Origin of the sequence: Desulfocurvibacter africanus subsp. africanus DSM 2603 (assembly GCF_000422545.1) — a bacterium.
Taxonomy (GTDB): domain Bacteria; phylum Desulfobacterota; class Desulfovibrionia; order Desulfovibrionales; family Desulfovibrionaceae; genus Desulfocurvibacter; species Desulfocurvibacter africanus.
Genome location: NZ_AULZ01000010.1, coordinates 169,723 through 184,472 on the forward strand (window position 1 = coordinate 169,723; position 14,750 = coordinate 184,472).

Below are 14,750 nucleotides of genomic sequence, written 5' to 3' on the forward strand. Positions count from 1 at the left end.
GCGCTGTACAGCAAAGAGGTGTATCCTGTCAGAAACCTCAGCCAGGAAATGCACAGCCATGAACGAACGTAAACCCATACGCAGCTTTCCCGCGGACATCCCCTGCGAGGCCATCATGGACAGCGTGGCCGACGGCGTGTTCACCGTGGATTTGAACTGGGTCATCACCTCCTTTAACCGGGCGGCCGCGGAGATCACCGGCGTCCCGGCCGAGCAGGCCATCGGGCGCACCTGCCGCGAGGTCTTCCATTCAAGCATCTGCGACGGAGCCTGCGCCATTGGCGCCTGTCTGGCCGAGGATCGCACGGTGAGCAACAGATCCATCTCCATCATCCGCACCGATGGCGTGCGCCTGCCTGTGTCCATCAGCGCCGCGCCCCTGCGCGACGGGCGGGGCCGGGTCATCGGCGGTGTGGAGACCTTTCGCGATCTCTCGGAACTGCAGCTCATGCGCAAGGAGTTGCAAGGCCTGCACAGCCTGGAGGACATCCGCACGCGCAGCCGAGCCATCATCCGCATCCTGGACATCCTGCCACAGATCGCCGAGAGCCTTTCCACGGTGCTCGTGCTGGGTGAGTCGGGCACGGGCAAGGAGCTGCTGGCCAGGGCTATCCACAACCTGAGCCCGCGCAAGACCAAACCCTTCGTGGCCGTGAACTGCGGGGCGCTGCCCGAAAATCTCCTGGAATCCGAACTGTTCGGCTACAAGGCCGGAGCCTTCACCGATGCCCGCCGCGACAAGCCGGGCCGCTTCGGGCTGGCCCAGGGCGGGACCATCTTTCTGGACGAGATCGGCGACCTTCCCCTGGCCTTGCAGGTCAAGATCCTGCGCGTGCTGCAGGAGCGCAGCTTCGAGCCGCTGGGCGCGGTGCGCAGCGAGCCCGCCGACGTGCGCGTGGTGGCAGCCACCAACCGTGACTTGGCGGCCATGGTCGAGCGGGGCGAATTCCGCCAGGACCTCTACTACCGGCTCAACGTGGTCCAACTCCGCCTGCCGCCCCTGCGCGAACGTCCCGAGGACATTCCCCTGCTGGCCGCCCATTTCGTGGACAAGCGAAACGCCCTCATGGGCAAGGACATCCAGGGCGTGTCCGAGGACGTCATGGGCCTGCTCGCACGTTACGCCTTCCCCGGCAACGTGCGAGAGCTGGAAAACATCATCGAGTACGCCTTCATCCTTTGCTCCGGCGGCTTCATCCAGATGGAGCACCTGCCCGAATACCTGCAGCCCGCCGACCTGGGCGCGGCCCACGAGCACACAAATCCAAGGACCATGGAGGACATCCGCCACCAGGCCGTTATCGAGGCCCTGGCCCGCCACAAAGGCCGCAAGCGGCCCGCCGCCCGCGAACTGGGCATCAGCAAGGACACCCTGCGCCGCATCCTCCAGCGCGCCGGATCCGGCTAAAAATGATGCGATATAATCTATTGCGGCTCGTTTTAAGCCGCAATGCAGCATTCCACAGACCCACCCGTCTCTTATTCTACTGAGATTACATAGCTATTTTATATGGCACTCTCCATGCTAACCGGCTTTACGTATGACCGGAGCAGCATTTGATCACGCGGGGCCGACCGTACTCTGCCTCGCCTGCCACCAGGGCCGCCTAGCCACCCTGCTTGAGACAGCCACGGAGCTGCGCTTCTACAGCCTGGAGCGCGACCAGGCCGTGCTGCGCGAGGTCCGCGCCTGCTCGGGCGTTTCAGTGCGCCAGCTGGCCGAGCTGCTCGCGGTCCGTGGCGCTTCGGCGCTGATCTGCGGAGCGCTCACGGGCTGCTGCCGCATGACGCTGGAGCACCAAGGCATCACTGTCCTGCCCTGGATCGCCGGGAGCGTGGAGCAGGTGCTCGGGGCCCATACCCAAGGCAGGCTGGACACGCTGGTCATGCCGGGCTGTCCCGGCCCAACAGCGCGGAAATGCCCGCAAGGACGCAGCGCGCCCGGCAGAGGTCGCTGCCGGCAACGATTTCAACAGGAGAAGTGAACCATGAAGATCGCCGTCAGTACACAAGGCAACAGCCTGGACAGTCCGCTGGATCCGCGCTTCGGCCGGGCCTCGGGCTTCGTGATCGTGGATTCCGACACGCAGGAGCACACTTACGTGCCCAACGAGCAGAACATGAACCTGCCCCAGGGCGCGGGCATCCAGGCGGCCCAGTGCGTGGCCAATGCGGGCGCCAAGGCTGTCATCACCGGCCACGTGGGTCCCAAGGCCTATGTGGCCCTGGACCGGGGCAAAATTGCCGTCTACCTGCGCGACGGCGGCACGGCTCGGGAAGCCCTGGAGGCCTTCAAGGCCGGCAGCCTGGCCCAGGCCGGCGGGCCGGACAAGGACGGACACTGGTAAACTCGAGCTGCGGGCAAGCAGACCTCGCGGGCAGGCCGTAAATCCCCCCTATCCCGGACACCCGGGGTCAGCATGCTCGTGGTCCGGCGCACTTTGGACACATGGAATCGCAATATGGAGGAAGCATGAAGATCGCCATTCCCATCGCGGGCGGAACACTGTGCCAGCACTTCGGGCACTGCGAGCAGTTCGCCCTGCTTGATGTCGACGAGGCCGGCGGCCGCGTGGGCGCCATGAGCCTGCACATCCCGCCACCCCACGAGCCGGGCGTGTTGCCCAAATGGTTGGCCGAGCTGGGCGTGGGCCTGGTCATCGCCGGCGGCATGGGCCAGCGCGCCCAGGCCATTTTCTCCGAGCATGGGGTCAAGGTCGTGGTCGGCGCCCAGGGCGGCACGCCCCAGGAGATCGCCAAGGCCTATCTCGGAGGTATGCTGACGACCGGACCCAACGCCTGTGACCACTAGGCGAGCTTTGCAAGCACCGTTCGCTGACCCCGCGTAGGCCGGAAAACGGATGAGATGAACTCGGGGAACCGGCATCCCCTGAGTGGGTGAGATGTGGAGAGGAGCGGCTCGCTCTGGCGGAGCGACGCCCCTCTCCACAATCTTTAGGAATGCAGACCCCGAACGCCTGAACACGACTGAACGGTCACTGACCGGCGCAGGAGACACGACCATGCCGCTGTTCGATTTCCATTGCGGCCGTTGCGGCCATGTTTTCGAGGATATCGCCAAGGCCGACGACATGCCGGCCTGTCCCAAATGCGGCAACGCGGCGAACAGGCAACTTGCCGCGCCTTCGTCGCTCACGGGCAAGGCACGCTCGGCGCTGCCCGGTCCGACCGGCCATGGCTGCTGCGGCTCCCGCCCCAGTGAAGCCGGCTGCGTGCCGGGCTCATGTTGCGGCAAGGCCTGAGCAGGAGAAAATATGGAGCATGATCTGGAACTGCTGGCCTTAGACATCCAGGAGAAGATCAATGCGGAGGCGCAGGCCAAATACGGCAAGGCCGGCTTCGAGCGTTGGTTGAAAAGCGAGCGCCTGGGCCGCATGGAGGACGCGAGTTGTTGCGGCAAGCTCAAGGGCTCTTGCGGTGACACCATCGAGGTCTACCTGAAGATCGAGGGCGAGCGCATCGTGGAGGCCTCGGGCTGGTCCGACGGATGCGGTTCGAGCCAAATCTGCGCCGGACTCGCCGCCGAACTGGCCCTTGGCTCGACCCTGGATCAGGCCGCGGCCGTGGAGGCAGATACGATCCTGGAACGGCTTCCCGGCTTTCCCGCCGACGAGAGCCACTGTGCGAAACTGGCGACCGGGGCGTTGCACGAAGCAATCCACGCGTACCTCACCAAGGACGGATGACATGGAAAAGATCCTCATTATCGGCTGCAAGAAGGCCATGGACGACGTATGCATCGGCTGTTCGCGTTGCCTGGTGGGATTTAACCGTCGCGAGGGCGTTTTCGGGATGTATCAGAGCGCCGAGGCGGAGGTCATGGGCCTGCTCAACTGCGGAGACTGCCCTGGAGCGACCATCGTCACCCGGCTGGCCCAGGTCAAGCTGTGGAACGCTCCGCTTGGCGAAAAGCCCACGGCCATTCATGTGGGGCCGTGCATTACCGACCATTGCCCATACAAGGAGACTCTCCTGGCCAAGATCAAAGCCAAGGCGGGCATTCCGGTCATCGAAGGCACGCACCCTTACCTGCCCAAGGACATTTTCGCCTGACAGGAACAAGAATCATTATATTTTAACTGTTCCATGCAGTCGCGGGTTTGTCCGTGCACATGCATGAAAGAGGATACATATGAATAATGAGTGCAGCAGCTGCGGAGAGAGCGGGAATTGCACCTCTCAAAAAGAGGGCAAGGATTGCGGAAAGAAGGCGCAAAGCCCAGAGGATCTCCAACTGTCCGAAAACCTCGGCCGGATCACGAACAAGATCGTGGTCATGTCCGGCAAGGGCGGCGTAGGCAAGTCCACTGTGGCCGTGAACATTGCCCTTGCCTTGGCCCTGGCCGGCAAAAAAGTCGGCCTGCTGGACGTGGACGTGCACGGCCCCAGCGTTCCCCGGCTTCTGAGCCTTTCCGACCAGCAGGCTCATATCGAAAAGGACTATATCGAGCCCATTCCTTGGAGCAAGAACCTGTGGGTCATGTCCCTCGGTTTCCTTATGCCCAACCGGGATGAGGCGGTCATCTGGCGCGGCCCGGTGAAGACAGGCCTCATCCGCCAATTCCTGCAGAACGTGGCCTGGGGCGAGCTGGATTTCCTGATCGTTGACTGCCCTCCAGGCACGGGTGACGAACCGCTCACGATCATGCAGCTCCTGGGCACGGAAGCCAAATCGGTCATCGTCACCACCCCGCAGATGCTGGCCATCGACGATGTGCGCCGGTCCATCACCTTCTGCAAACGCACCGGCAGCCAGATTCTAGGTGTTGTGGAAAATATGAGCGGTTTCGTCTGCCCCGAGTGCGGCAAGCGTCACGAGATTTTCAAGTCCGGCGCCGGCGAGCGGATGGCCCAGGAAATGAGCGTGCCGTTCCTCGGCCGCATTCCGGTGGACCCGGAACTGGCCCGCGCCGGCGACGAGGGCTTCGCCTACGTCAAGGTCTACCCAGACAGCGAGACATCCAGGGTCATGCGCGAGATCGTCCAGCCCATGCTCGAGCTGCAAGCCGTGACAGCCTAGATGCCCTGTTGGCCTCAAGGGGTGCTGGTTGAGTCAGTCACAACCATTCACCCCTGGGCCAATATGGCATTTATGAGTAATCTTTATTGAAATGATAAGCGGCTTGGCAATCCAAGCAGGTTCTCAAGTCGCAAGCGGGGAAATCCTCTTTGACCAACGAAGAAGCTGCAACTGTAAGTGCCCGCAATGGTCACGGCGGGTGTCTGTTGTGTGGAACCCACAATCCTAGGTCCATGAATCTGTCCTTTCTGGCGACAGAAGATGGCGAAGTTAGAACACAATTCCAGACGCATACTGAACTCCAAGGATATGACGGCATCCTTCATGGTGGCATCATCGCCTCGTTACTGGACTCGGCCATGACACACTGCCTTTTTCATGCTGAAGTGCAAGCGGTTACTGGGGATCTTCACGTACGTTTTGTGCAGTCGGTTCCCTGTGACGTCTCTTTGGAAATACGCGCTTGGATACTGACTTCTTATCCGCCGCTATATCGCCTCAGAGCTGAAATCACGCTGGAGAAGCGGCTCATGGCCTGGGCCGAGGCCAAATTCATGCAGCGGAGGGTCTCAAGCTGACTTCGGCCAGCCCGACCGCCGTGCCTGCCATGTTCCTCAGCAACCCATCGCACAGGCGCGGCGGCGGCCTCATCACGCTTCGGTTCGTGAAGAGGTTTTGTTGGTGGCTATAAACCGCTGGGCGCTCGAGCATGGTGTGCGCTTTGAGTTTACTCCGCCAAGGCAAGCTTCTAATAAAGTTACATTCTTTAAGTTACATATCCCTCTCGCGTTCCCTTTCAAGAGGAACTCCCAAAACCTCGTAAGCCTTTTGCCACCCTTCCCGACCGAAGCGCCTAGCATTGGGCTGTGGTCGGACTACTTGGATTCAAATGGCTAAGCATCTGCTCGATATCAGGTCGATATCAGGCTGGTTCCAACCATCGCCCTGGATAGCCAATCGACCGGCAATATGCCGAGTCCCGTTAAATCCTAAAGGCTTCATATCGGCTTGCCCAAAGGGTCCTGCCTCCAGATTTGCGTTTGGTGCATGTTCCCCTGCGGAATGCTTGACGCTTGCCGGCTGCAAAAACTGGGAGCTTCTCGCGTTAGGCGCCGTGATGCGCCAGCTTAAAATCTTGTTGACTATTTAGGCGGATTTTGCTCTTAAAATAAGAATCAAAATTAATTAAGAATGTATATCAAAATCATTCCGAAACAAGAACGCCAAGGAGTAGAAACAGATGAGTAAATGGAAATGCCCATGCGGGTATGTGTACGACCCGGAAGAAGGGGACACCGAGCATGGCGTCCAGCCCGGAACGAAGTTCGAAGACATCCCTGCCGACTGGGTCTGTCCATGGTGCGGGGCCGAGAAAGAGTACTTTGAGGAAGTGGGCTAGCCCAAGGAGAAAGCCATGGCCAAGATGAAGGACGGCTGCGTGGTTCCCGCCAAGGGACCGATTCAACCTGATCCGCCTGATCAGCAGGTGGAATCGCGGGCGGTTCCGCCGCAACCCAAAAAGGAGAATGCAATGGTCGCCAAGGTCGGCAAGGCTGCGCCTGATTTCGAGGCGTCAGCTTTCACGGGCAAGGGATTCGAGAACATCAAGCTTTCGGACTATCGGGGCAAGTGGGTGGTGCTTTGCTTCTACCCCGGTGATTTCACGTTTGTATGACCCACGGAGCTTGCGGCGGTCGCCGCGAAGCATGACGATCTCACCAACCTGGGTGTCCAGGTGCTGTCTGTAAGCACGGACAGCCGCTTCACGCACAAGATCTGGCAGGAAGAAGAGCTTTCGAAAATGGTTCCGGGCGGCGTTCCCTTCGCCATGCTCTCGGATTCAGGCGGAAAGATCGGCGAAGCTTATGGAGTCTATGACGAGGCTGCCGGCGTGGACATTCGCGGCAGGTTCCTCATCGATCCCGATGGAATCATCCAGGCCATGGAGGTCATGGCTCCGCCGGTGGGCCGAAGCGTGTCGGAGCTGATTCGGCAGGTGCAGGCCTTCCAGCATGTCCGGGCAACGGGCGAAGTGACTCCTGCGGGATGGCGTCCAGGTAAGCAGACCTTGAAACCCACCCCTGAACTCGCCGGCAAGGTCTGGAAGGAATGGAAGGTGGAGAACGCCACCGAGCAGTAACCAAGGAGCATAGGCATGTACTTCAAGCAGATCGCCGTGCCCGGCCTGGGGTGCTTTTCCTACGCTATCGGTTGTCCCGCCGCCAGGGCCATGGCCGTGGTGGATCCCAAGCGCGACATCCAGGACTATCTGGATATTGCCCGTGACGAGGGCATGCGCATCACGCACGTCATCGAGACCCATGTGCACGCGGATCACGTGAGCGGCAACCGCGACCTGCGCGAAGCCACGGGCGCGGACATTTACTTCCATGAGAGCGCGCCCGTGAAATTCGAACACAAGGCCCTGCGCGAGGGGGATATCATCGAGATCGGCGCCGCGCGCATGGAGGTGCTCCACACTCCGGGGCACACGCCAAACTCCATCTCGCTGCTGGTCACGGACAAGCAGCGCTCGGCCGAGCCGGGCATGCTCCTCACCGGCGACCTGCTCTTCGTGGGCGACATCGGCCGGCCGGACCTGCCCGGAGCCGAGATCCTCAATGAGCAGGTCGCCAACCTTTACGAAAGCCTGTACGTGAAACTCGCGCGCCACCCCGACCACATGGAGGTCTACCCAGCCCACGGTCAGGGCTCCCTGTGCGGGCGAGGCATGAGCGCCAAGCAGAGCAGCACCCTCGGCTATGAGCGCCGGGCCAACCCCATGCTCAGCTTCGCCTCCTTCGAGGAATTCCGAAGCGAGGTCCTGGGGCAGTTCCCGATCCGGCCCAAGAGCTTCAGCCACATCATCGGCACGAACATGGCCGGCGCGCCGCTTACCGATCAATGCCCGCTGGAGCGATCCCTGAGCCCGGAGCAGTTCGAGCGGGCCATGGCCGAGGGCATGACGGTCATCGACACGCGCGACGCCGCGGCCTTCGGCGGTTTCCATCTCCCCGGCAGCCTTAACATCGGCTTCGAGAAGCAACTCGCCAATTGGGTTGGCATGGCCGTGGAGCCCGGCACCGACATACTGTTCGTGGTAGAGAGCCGCGAGCGTTACGAGGACATGCGTCGCGAACTCCTGCGCATCGGCTACGACCAGGTGCACGGCTGGCTGGCCGGCGGGATGTCCGCCTGGCTGCTCAGCGGCCGGCCTGTCGAAAGCCTGGCCCAGATCTCGGCCGCCGATCTCCGTAAACGCCTGGACTCTGGCGAGGCTCTGCGTGTGCTGGACGTGCGCACGCCAGGCGAGCGAGCCGCCGGGCACATTCCCCAGGCACGCCACACTCCGCTCATGGATGTGCTCGACAGCACGGGAAACGGCCTGGGTCTGCCCAAGGACGAGGAGATCATCGTGACCTGCGGCTCGGGCTACCGCTCCAATATCGCGGGAAGCCATCTGCAACGCCAGGGCTATGCCAAGATCAGCTCCCTGGCCGGCGGATTCCTGGCCTGGAGCCGGGCGGGCAATCCAGTGGCGAGGTAATCGGCCACAGCAGATTGGAAAATCGAAGCGACTCGACAGCAGTCCGAAGGTGTTTTTTCTCGACCCGAAAACGCTTGGCCGGAGAGCTCACTCCGGCATTGCGTCGATGTCGATGAGCCCGAGCCGGGCTGCATAGCGGACAAGATCGGCGAGATTCTTCAGGCCGAGCTTGCTCATGATATTGGCGCGATGGTTCTCGACCGTCTTGCGCGTGATGAACAGCTTGCCGGCGATGGCGGACGAGGTCCAGCCGTCGGCCAAGAGGCGCATGATCTGCTGCTCCCGTTGGGTAAGGCTGCCGTAAGCAGAATCGGTCATCTGGGCGCGCCTGGTCGAGAATTCGAGAAGCTTCTGGACGACCTTGGGCGAGATGGCGCTGTCCAGGTACTGCTGTTCCCTGGTCACGGCATCGAGAGCCTGGAGCAGCCGCTCGGCCGTGGATTCCTTGACCAGATAGCCCTCCGCCCCGGCCTTGAAGGCCGCCGCTATGAGATCGAGTTTGGCGTGCATGCTGACCACGACTATGTGCACCGTGGGGAGATGAGTCTTGAATTGCTCGATCAGGTCCAGACCGCTCCCGTCCGGCAGGGAGAGGTCGAGAAGAATGATCTCCGGCTTGACCGAACGCGCAAGCTGCAACGCCTCGACGCCGCTTCCGGCTTCGGCGGAGACAACGTAGCGCGGATCGCGGGATACGATTGCCTTGAGGCCCTCGCGGAACAGGGGGTGGTCGTCGATAACCAGCAGTCGCTTGGCTTGGCTCATTGCTTCTCCTTGCACGGGACTTCCGCCGTGATCTTGGTTCCCGCACCAGGTTTCGAGCGAATGATCAGGCGGCCTCCGAGCAGCCTGGCCCGCTCCTGCATGTTCCACAGCCCCATGCGCTTATCTTCCGGCGCATCCGTCTGCCGCGCATCCATGTCGAATCCCCGGCCGGTGTCCTCGATGCGCAGCAGGATATGCGGGTAGGAGGCGATGAGCCTGACCCGAGCCCGCGTGGCCCCGGCGTGCTTGCGCACGTTGGCCAGGGCCTCCTGGATGATCCGGTACAGGTTTATCTGCGTCTCGAAATCCAGGTGCAAGTCATCCATGCCGTCGGCGAAGAAGTCGACCTGTATCCCGTGGCGGGTGGAAAATTCCTCGCAATGGCGGAAAGCCGTGGCCACCAGACCGAGCTGTTCAAGACCCGGAGGCAGGAGATCGTAGGAGAGATCACGCACCCCCGCGATGATGGCGGCCAGCCGGGTGGACATGAAGGACAGGTCGTCCCTCAGCTTGGATTCCGGCAGAGCTTCTTCGGCCAGCAGGGATTCGATGCCCAGACGCTGCATGGAGAGCTCCTGGGCCACGTTGTCGTGCAGTTCCCTGGCAATGCGCTGGCGCTCGCATTCCTGGGCCTTGATGAGCTCGCGGGAGAGCACGCGCACATGCTCCTCCGTCCGCTTGGATTCGAGAATGCGTGACAGCCTATCCGCCACTGCATCGATAAGGCTCCGCTCTTCTTTCAGAAAAGGGCCTTCGCCACCCTCGCCCATGGCCGGGCGCTCCTCCAGGTAGCGGACTTCGACGCTTCCGGCCTGCTCGCCATGCACGAGGAGCGGACTCGACTGACGCCAGCGCGCGCGCCTGTAGTTGGCCGTGACGTAGGTGCGTCCACCGGCCACGATCTTCACGCAGGTGATCTCGGGATATTGCCAGGACGTGGCGACGATCTCGACAACCCCCTGAAAAAGCTCATCCTGGGAGATATCCCTACGTCCTGCCAGTCGGGTAATGGCATATAGGCAGTGCAGCTCCTTGATCCGCTCGCGCAGCGCTCGCAGAGCCTGCTCGTGTTCCCCCTTGAGGGCGTGGAAATCGGCTTCCCTGCGGCGCAGTTCGGCGATCTCCAGGAGTAGCTCGACCTTGGTCTTGTTCTTGTCGCTCACGTTCCGCCCCTCGGATGAGTCCGGCGACCATAAATAACCACCCTTCCAGGCTTTGTCAGCCTGGAAGGGTGGACGCTTGCGAACAGGCCGTGCGCCAAGGGCGACACGTCGGCAAAGCTAGGAATTGAGGATCCGCCGCGCTATCTCATCCTGGACTTCAGTGATGAACGGGATGCCGGTCTCGTGCTCCGTTTCCCTGTTCGCCGCAGTGATGTCCTCGCGAGTGATGTCGCGCACCGAAAACTTGCGCGCTCCGGCCAGGAGCTGCTGCAGGCCCGCGGAGAGCTTGTCAGCCATGGTCCATATGGCCATGGCGCCGTAAGGAATCTCCTTCATCTGCTCCGGGCCGACCTTCTTCTGCAGGTCATAGTAGCCGGCGAAAATCTTCTCCGGCTTGTCGCCGATCTCGGCCACGGTCTTGGGCAGGGTCTCCCAGTTGCCGCTCACGCGCTCGCGGCGCTCGGGATGCAGAGCGCCTTCGATGTTCGCGCCCAGGAAACCGGGCACCATCATGCCGCGGCCCATGCAGATGAGCTTCACGAACGGTGCGCCCAGGGCCAGGCCCTTGAAGATCTGGTCTTCCTTGCCGAAGCCTCCGGCAAAGGACAGGTCCACGACGCGCTGGCCGCGGGCGGCGAGCATGGAGGCGTATTCGTAGGCCTTAGCGTGCAGGAGGAGGGAGGGCACGCCCCAGCTTTCCATCATGTTCCAGGGGCTCATGCCCGTGCCGCCGCCGGAGCCGTCGATGGTCAGCAGTTCGAGCTTGGCATCGGAGGCGAACTTGATGGCCATGGCCAGGGCTTCCATGCCGTAGGACCCGGTCTTGAGCGAGATGCGCTTGAAGCCGAGCTTGCGCAGGTAGTCCACGGAGAGCATGAAGTTCTCGCGTACCTGCTCGACCGTGGAGAGCTCGGTGTAGCCGAGGCGGCTGTGGCGGGCGAAGGAGTGGAAGGCCCCGCTGTTGAAGGACTCCTGGACCTCGGGTTTCTCGGGATCGGGATCGACCAGGTAGCCGCGCTTCTTGAGGAACAGGGCGTAATCGAGGCTGGTGACCTTGATCTCGCCGCCGATATTCTTGGCGCCTTGGCCCCACTTGAGCTCGATGAACACGTCATCGCCGTACTTGTCGATGACATACTCGGCTACGCCGTTGCGTGTATCCTCGACGTTCAGCTGGACGATGATGGCGCCGTAGCCGTCGTACCAGCGCTTGTAGATCTCGACGCGGCGGTCGAGTTCAGGGGCCTTGGATATGCGCCCGTTCTGCAGTTCCGCCCGGCGGTCCACGCCAACCACGTTCTCGCCCACGACGATGGGAATGCCCACCAGGGCGCAGCCCACGGCGAAGGAATCCCAATACTTGGCGGCGATAAAGGTCGAGCCCAGCGCGCCGGTCATGAACGGCAAGCGGGCCTTGGTCTTCGTGCCGTTGCCGAATTCTGTCTCCAGGCTCACATTAGTGAACAGACAGTCGTCGGGGCTATTCGTAAGCCCGTTGTTCATTCCGCGCGCGCCGTAGCTGAAGCCCTGTACGCGCAAGGAATTGTAGCAGACGCCGACATGGTGCGTATTGCCGCTGCCGGCCGTGATCAGGCCGAAATCCCTGGGATAGAGCAGGCTGCGTCCCTTTAGGCTCGATAGCCAGGTCTCACATTTGCCCATGCAATCGGCTCTGCATAGAGTGCACAGTCCCGACTCCGTGGGATTGCCTCGATTCATGGTGCCCAGCACGTCATTTGCCTTGGACCACTGCATACATCCTCCTGCTCTTTCGAGAGGCTCGCGTCGTCGGATACCGTATTCTGTCACCCCGAATTTCGCGCGCCCGGGGACTTTGCCCCGATTGTGTTATGGGAACGCGCCTATATCCCAAATGGCTACCTGCGGGTCGATAGGGGAAAGGTGGAAATTATCGGGAGATGGTTCCCGAGAAATCGGGAGAAAATCCCGAGTGTCATCAGAGGGGTACAAGCAAGGATGCCGGCGCATGCCCTGCACGGTTATCCTGCTCGCTGTCAAGGAAAGACTGATTTGTAAGGTATGTCAGGACCTAAGGCTTGCCTGAATCTGGCTTTGATCTGGCTTTGCCGAGCGGCTTGCGCTGGCACCCGGACCGCACGTTGATCGTATGCGACACAACGAGGGGCGAACTGGACAAGCTGACGTGGACGCAACCTGATCGGCCGTGCTGGGAATCGGCTATACGTTTAGAGCATTTTGCTTTTGAAAATGCTCTGCAAGCCATGCGTCGGCATGGCTTGCCGCTAGCTTCGGCGTAGGCGCAATTCACTTGCGCCGTCAATGCCGGAGCGGGCGTCTTAAAAGCAATCTGCTCTAGATGGCCAGGGCCGGACGGTCCTGACCAACGCTGGACGCAGCAGAGCGGCTTGATCTCAAATATTGCGCGTTTCATTCCTCGCTCGGCCTGTATTCGAGGATATCTCCAGGCTGACATGCCAAGTGCTTGCAGATGGCTTCCAGCGTGGAGAACCGCATGGCCTTGGCCTTGCCTGTCTTGAGGATTGACAAGTTCTGGCTGGTGATGCCGACGGCCTCGGCCAGCTCCTTGGAAGTGACCTTGCGCTTGGCCAGCATGACATCAAGGGTGACTACTATGGGCATGACAGCCTCTTAAATGGTCAGAGCTTGTTCTTCTTCCAGCTTCTGCGCCTGTTCCATGACCCAGGCGATGGCCAGCACCGCTCCGCCGACGAGTAATCCTCTGATATCGTTCGAACTCAGGCCTACGATAAGCGTGCGATGGCCTGGTCCATTAGCGTAGGTCAGTGCGACGCTCAGCAGCGGCTTGCAGAGAATATCCGCAGGCACGGACAACAGGATGGCCAGCCCCAGCTTGCGATAGCAGTGAATGACGCCCGGCTGGAAGATGCTGCCCTGCTTGTAGAGCCGGAACAGCCGGCTCACGACGACCAAGCCGTATACGTTCACGGCGCCCGGCAGCATCATCATGATCATGAAGCCAAGCATCTTGGTCGAAAGTGGTATTGGCATGCTCGGCAAAACCGGCAGGAAATCTTGCAGCAGCTCCGGGGGGATGCGCTCCACGAAAATCCAAAAGATGCCGCCACCCACGGGAAGAGCCAGCGCGAGCACCGCGGCCGTTACCTGCAGGATAGTGCAAACCTTCCGAAATTGTCCCAGGCTGCGTATCATCATGATGGCCTCCTTTATGGTCAGGCCACTTCCTTATATTCAATACAACATTACTGTCAAACGATAATTTTTGTCTGTATTTCGTTGTCGACACTTGCCGAGGCAAGGCGATGAGCCCCTTGGTAAGAGACTGGGCGGGGAAAGGCTGGGAGAAGCGGACCGGCAGGACGCCGTTCCGCTCAAATAATCCAGTTCGTCACACCGACACCGCGCCCTCCTGCTGCGCGCCCCACAATGCCGCACCCAGGGCGCCGACCATGTCCGGCTCACCAGGCACGATGACCTCGCCAGCCACAACCTCGCGCAGGAGCTTCACGGCGCACGGATTATGCGCCACGCCGCCGGCGAAGAGCAACGGGAACTCCAGCCCAACACGGCCCAGCATGCCCACGGTGCGCTTGACCACGGCGCGGTGCAAAGCCAGGGCGATGTTCTCGGGCCGCTCGCCCTTGGCCATGAGCGAGGTCGCCTCGGTTTCGGCGAAGACCGTGCACATACTGCCGATCTGCACGTCGCCACCGCCCCGGCAGGCAAAAGCCCCGAACGCCTCCACCGGCACCTGAAATGCCGTGGCCATGAACTCCAGGAACTTGCCCGTGCCGGCGGCGCAACGGTCGTTCATCTCGAACCTGCCCACCCTGCCGCCCGGCAGCAGCGAGATGGCCTTGGTGTCCTGCCCGCCGATGTCCAGCACGGTGCGCGCCTCGGGGTGCAGGCTGTGCGCGCCCAGGCCGTAGGCCTTGATCTCGGTCAGCGTGCGCACCGGCAGGCCCAGGTCCGCGGATTCTACCAGCCCCCGCCCGTAGCCCGTGGCCACCAGCAGATCGATGCGGCCGGGTGCCTCGGCCAGCACGCGCCTGGCTTGGTCCAGCGGATCGAAGGTCGTGGCCGTGCGCGCACGATACGCGACGCCCTTGCCGTTCAGCGCCACCAGTTCGATGGAGCGCGAGCCGATGTCGATACCTGCGATAAGCATAAAAGAATGCCTCCGGCGACCGGGGGAAGGGAAACCCCTTTTGCAAAAGGGGTTTCCCTTCCCCCGGACCCCCATCCCTTCCTC

General features: G+C 61.6%; 18 protein-coding genes. 12 read left to right on the plus strand and 6 right to left on the minus strand.

What is annotated here, in order from left to right; genetic code table 11:
• Positions 1-58 precede the first annotated feature (58 nt).
• From H585_RS0108235 to H585_RS0108295, 12 genes are all read left to right on the plus strand, one after another.
• Positions 59-1,408 (plus strand): sigma-54 interaction domain-containing protein, encoded by a 1,350-nt coding sequence (locus H585_RS0108235; RefSeq protein WP_027367475.1) that lies wholly within the window; start codon positions 59-61, stop codon positions 1,406-1,408.
• Between the two features lie 133 nt (positions 1,409-1,541).
• Entirely contained in the window at positions 1,542-1,985 is a 444-nt protein-coding gene (locus tag H585_RS0108240) for a NifB/NifX family molybdenum-iron cluster-binding protein (protein ID WP_027367476.1), read from the plus strand.
• Between the two features lie 3 nt (positions 1,986-1,988).
• Positions 1,989-2,348 carry a NifB/NifX family molybdenum-iron cluster-binding protein gene (locus H585_RS0108245; RefSeq protein WP_027367477.1) on the plus strand — a complete coding sequence of 120 codons (360 nt, stop codon included), beginning with the start codon at positions 1,989-1,991 and terminating at the stop codon, positions 2,346-2,348.
• A 125-nt stretch (positions 2,349-2,473) separates the two neighbouring features.
• A complete protein-coding gene (locus tag H585_RS0108250) occupies positions 2,474-2,812 on the plus strand; it encodes a NifB/NifX family molybdenum-iron cluster-binding protein (protein ID WP_014259913.1) in 339 nt (112 codons plus the stop codon).
• A gap of 211 nt (positions 2,813-3,023) precedes the next feature.
• Entirely contained in the window at positions 3,024-3,263 is a 240-nt protein-coding gene (locus H585_RS0108255) for an FmdB family zinc ribbon protein (protein ID WP_027367478.1), read from the plus strand.
• Between the two features lie 12 nt (positions 3,264-3,275).
• Positions 3,276-3,707 carry an iron-sulfur cluster assembly scaffold protein gene (locus H585_RS0108260; RefSeq protein ID WP_027367479.1) on the plus strand — a complete coding sequence of 144 codons (432 nt, stop codon included), beginning with the start codon at positions 3,276-3,278 and terminating at the stop codon, positions 3,705-3,707.
• Between the two features lies 1 nt (position 3,708).
• The gene (locus H585_RS0108265; protein WP_027367480.1) at positions 3,709-4,074 is read left to right on the plus strand and encodes a CGGC domain-containing protein; all 366 of its coding nucleotides are present in this window, start codon (positions 3,709-3,711) and stop codon (positions 4,072-4,074) included.
• A gap of 79 nt (positions 4,075-4,153) precedes the next feature.
• Positions 4,154-5,041, plus strand: a complete 888-nt coding sequence (locus H585_RS0108270; protein ID WP_027367481.1) for an Mrp/NBP35 family ATP-binding protein — start codon at positions 4,154-4,156, stop codon at positions 5,039-5,041.
• Between the two features lie 149 nt (positions 5,042-5,190).
• A complete protein-coding gene (locus tag H585_RS0108275) occupies positions 5,191-5,619 on the plus strand; it encodes a PaaI family thioesterase (RefSeq protein ID WP_027367482.1) in 429 nt (142 codons plus the stop codon).
• Between the two features lie 662 nt (positions 5,620-6,281).
• Positions 6,282-6,440 carry a rubredoxin gene (locus H585_RS0108280; RefSeq protein ID WP_005985473.1) on the plus strand — a complete coding sequence of 53 codons (159 nt, stop codon included), beginning with the start codon at positions 6,282-6,284 and terminating at the stop codon, positions 6,438-6,440.
• Between the two features lie 15 nt (positions 6,441-6,455).
• Positions 6,456-7,181, plus strand: coding sequence for a thioredoxin-dependent peroxiredoxin (gene prxU / locus H585_RS23650; RefSeq protein WP_081678620.1), 726 nt, complete (start codon positions 6,456-6,458; stop codon positions 7,179-7,181).
• A gap of 15 nt (positions 7,182-7,196) precedes the next feature.
• Positions 7,197-8,588: an MBL fold metallo-hydrolase gene (locus H585_RS0108295; protein WP_027367485.1), complete on the plus strand. Its 1,392-nt coding sequence runs from the start codon at positions 7,197-7,199 to the stop codon at positions 8,586-8,588.
• Positions 8,589-8,675: 87 nt separating this feature from the next.
• On the opposite strand, the gene H585_RS0108300 is transcribed toward H585_RS0108295, so the two are convergent.
• From H585_RS0108300 to H585_RS0108325, 6 genes are all read right to left on the minus strand, one after another.
• Positions 8,676-9,353 (minus strand): response regulator, encoded by a 678-nt coding sequence (locus H585_RS0108300; protein WP_014259905.1) that lies wholly within the window; start codon positions 9,351-9,353, stop codon positions 8,676-8,678.
• Positions 9,350-10,516 (minus strand): sensor histidine kinase, encoded by a 1,167-nt coding sequence (locus H585_RS0108305; RefSeq protein ID WP_014259904.1) that lies wholly within the window; start codon positions 10,514-10,516, stop codon positions 9,350-9,352. The genes H585_RS0108300 and H585_RS0108305 overlap by 4 nt, the downstream gene beginning before the upstream one ends.
• A 117-nt stretch (positions 10,517-10,633) precedes the next feature.
• Positions 10,634-12,271 (minus strand): glutamate synthase-related protein, encoded by a 1,638-nt coding sequence (locus H585_RS0108310; protein WP_014259903.1) that lies wholly within the window; start codon positions 12,269-12,271, stop codon positions 10,634-10,636.
• Between the two features lie 654 nt (positions 12,272-12,925).
• Positions 12,926-13,138 (minus strand): helix-turn-helix domain-containing protein, encoded by a 213-nt coding sequence (locus H585_RS0108315; protein ID WP_014259902.1) that lies wholly within the window; start codon positions 13,136-13,138, stop codon positions 12,926-12,928.
• Positions 13,139-13,147: 9 nt separating this feature from the next.
• Positions 13,148-13,693 carry a DUF2975 domain-containing protein gene (locus tag H585_RS0108320; protein ID WP_027367486.1) on the minus strand — a complete coding sequence of 182 codons (546 nt, stop codon included), beginning with the start codon at positions 13,691-13,693 and terminating at the stop codon, positions 13,148-13,150.
• A 193-nt stretch (positions 13,694-13,886) separates the two neighbouring features.
• On the minus strand, positions 13,887-14,666 hold the full coding sequence (locus tag H585_RS0108325; protein ID WP_027367487.1) for an acyl-CoA dehydratase activase: 780 nt from the start codon (positions 14,664-14,666) through the stop codon (positions 13,887-13,889).
• Positions 14,667-14,750 lie beyond the last annotated feature (84 nt).

Coding starts and splice junctions, on each gene's coding strand:
- H585_RS0108310 (WP_014259903.1), bottom strand. CDS start 12,271: ATGCAGTGGTCCAAGGCAAATGACGTGCTGGGCACCATGAATCGAGGC.
- H585_RS0108325 (WP_027367487.1), bottom strand. CDS start 14,666: ATGCTTATCGCAGGTATCGACATCGGCTCGCGCTCCATCGAACTGGTG.
- H585_RS0108300 (WP_014259905.1), bottom strand. CDS start 9,353: ATGAGCCAAGCCAAGCGACTGCTGGTTATCGACGACCACCCCCTGTTC.
- H585_RS0108255 (WP_027367478.1), top strand. CDS start 3,024: ATGCCGCTGTTCGATTTCCATTGCGGCCGTTGCGGCCATGTTTTCGAG.
- H585_RS0108295 (WP_027367485.1), top strand. CDS start 7,197: ATGTACTTCAAGCAGATCGCCGTGCCCGGCCTGGGGTGCTTTTCCTAC.
- H585_RS0108270 (WP_027367481.1), top strand. CDS start 4,154: ATGAATAATGAGTGCAGCAGCTGCGGAGAGAGCGGGAATTGCACCTCT.
- H585_RS0108265 (WP_027367480.1), top strand. CDS start 3,709: ATGGAAAAGATCCTCATTATCGGCTGCAAGAAGGCCATGGACGACGTA.
- H585_RS0108245 (WP_027367477.1), top strand. CDS start 1,989: ATGAAGATCGCCGTCAGTACACAAGGCAACAGCCTGGACAGTCCGCTG.
- H585_RS0108235 (WP_027367475.1), top strand. CDS start 59: ATGAACGAACGTAAACCCATACGCAGCTTTCCCGCGGACATCCCCTGC.
- H585_RS0108250 (WP_014259913.1), top strand. CDS start 2,474: ATGAAGATCGCCATTCCCATCGCGGGCGGAACACTGTGCCAGCACTTC.
- H585_RS0108315 (WP_014259902.1), bottom strand. CDS start 13,138: ATGCCCATAGTAGTCACCCTTGATGTCATGCTGGCCAAGCGCAAGGTC.
- H585_RS0108260 (WP_027367479.1), top strand. CDS start 3,276: ATGGAGCATGATCTGGAACTGCTGGCCTTAGACATCCAGGAGAAGATC.
- H585_RS0108280 (WP_005985473.1), top strand. CDS start 6,282: ATGAGTAAATGGAAATGCCCATGCGGGTATGTGTACGACCCGGAAGAA.
- H585_RS0108320 (WP_027367486.1), bottom strand. CDS start 13,693: ATGATGATACGCAGCCTGGGACAATTTCGGAAGGTTTGCACTATCCTG.
- H585_RS0108240 (WP_027367476.1), top strand. CDS start 1,542: ATGACCGGAGCAGCATTTGATCACGCGGGGCCGACCGTACTCTGCCTC.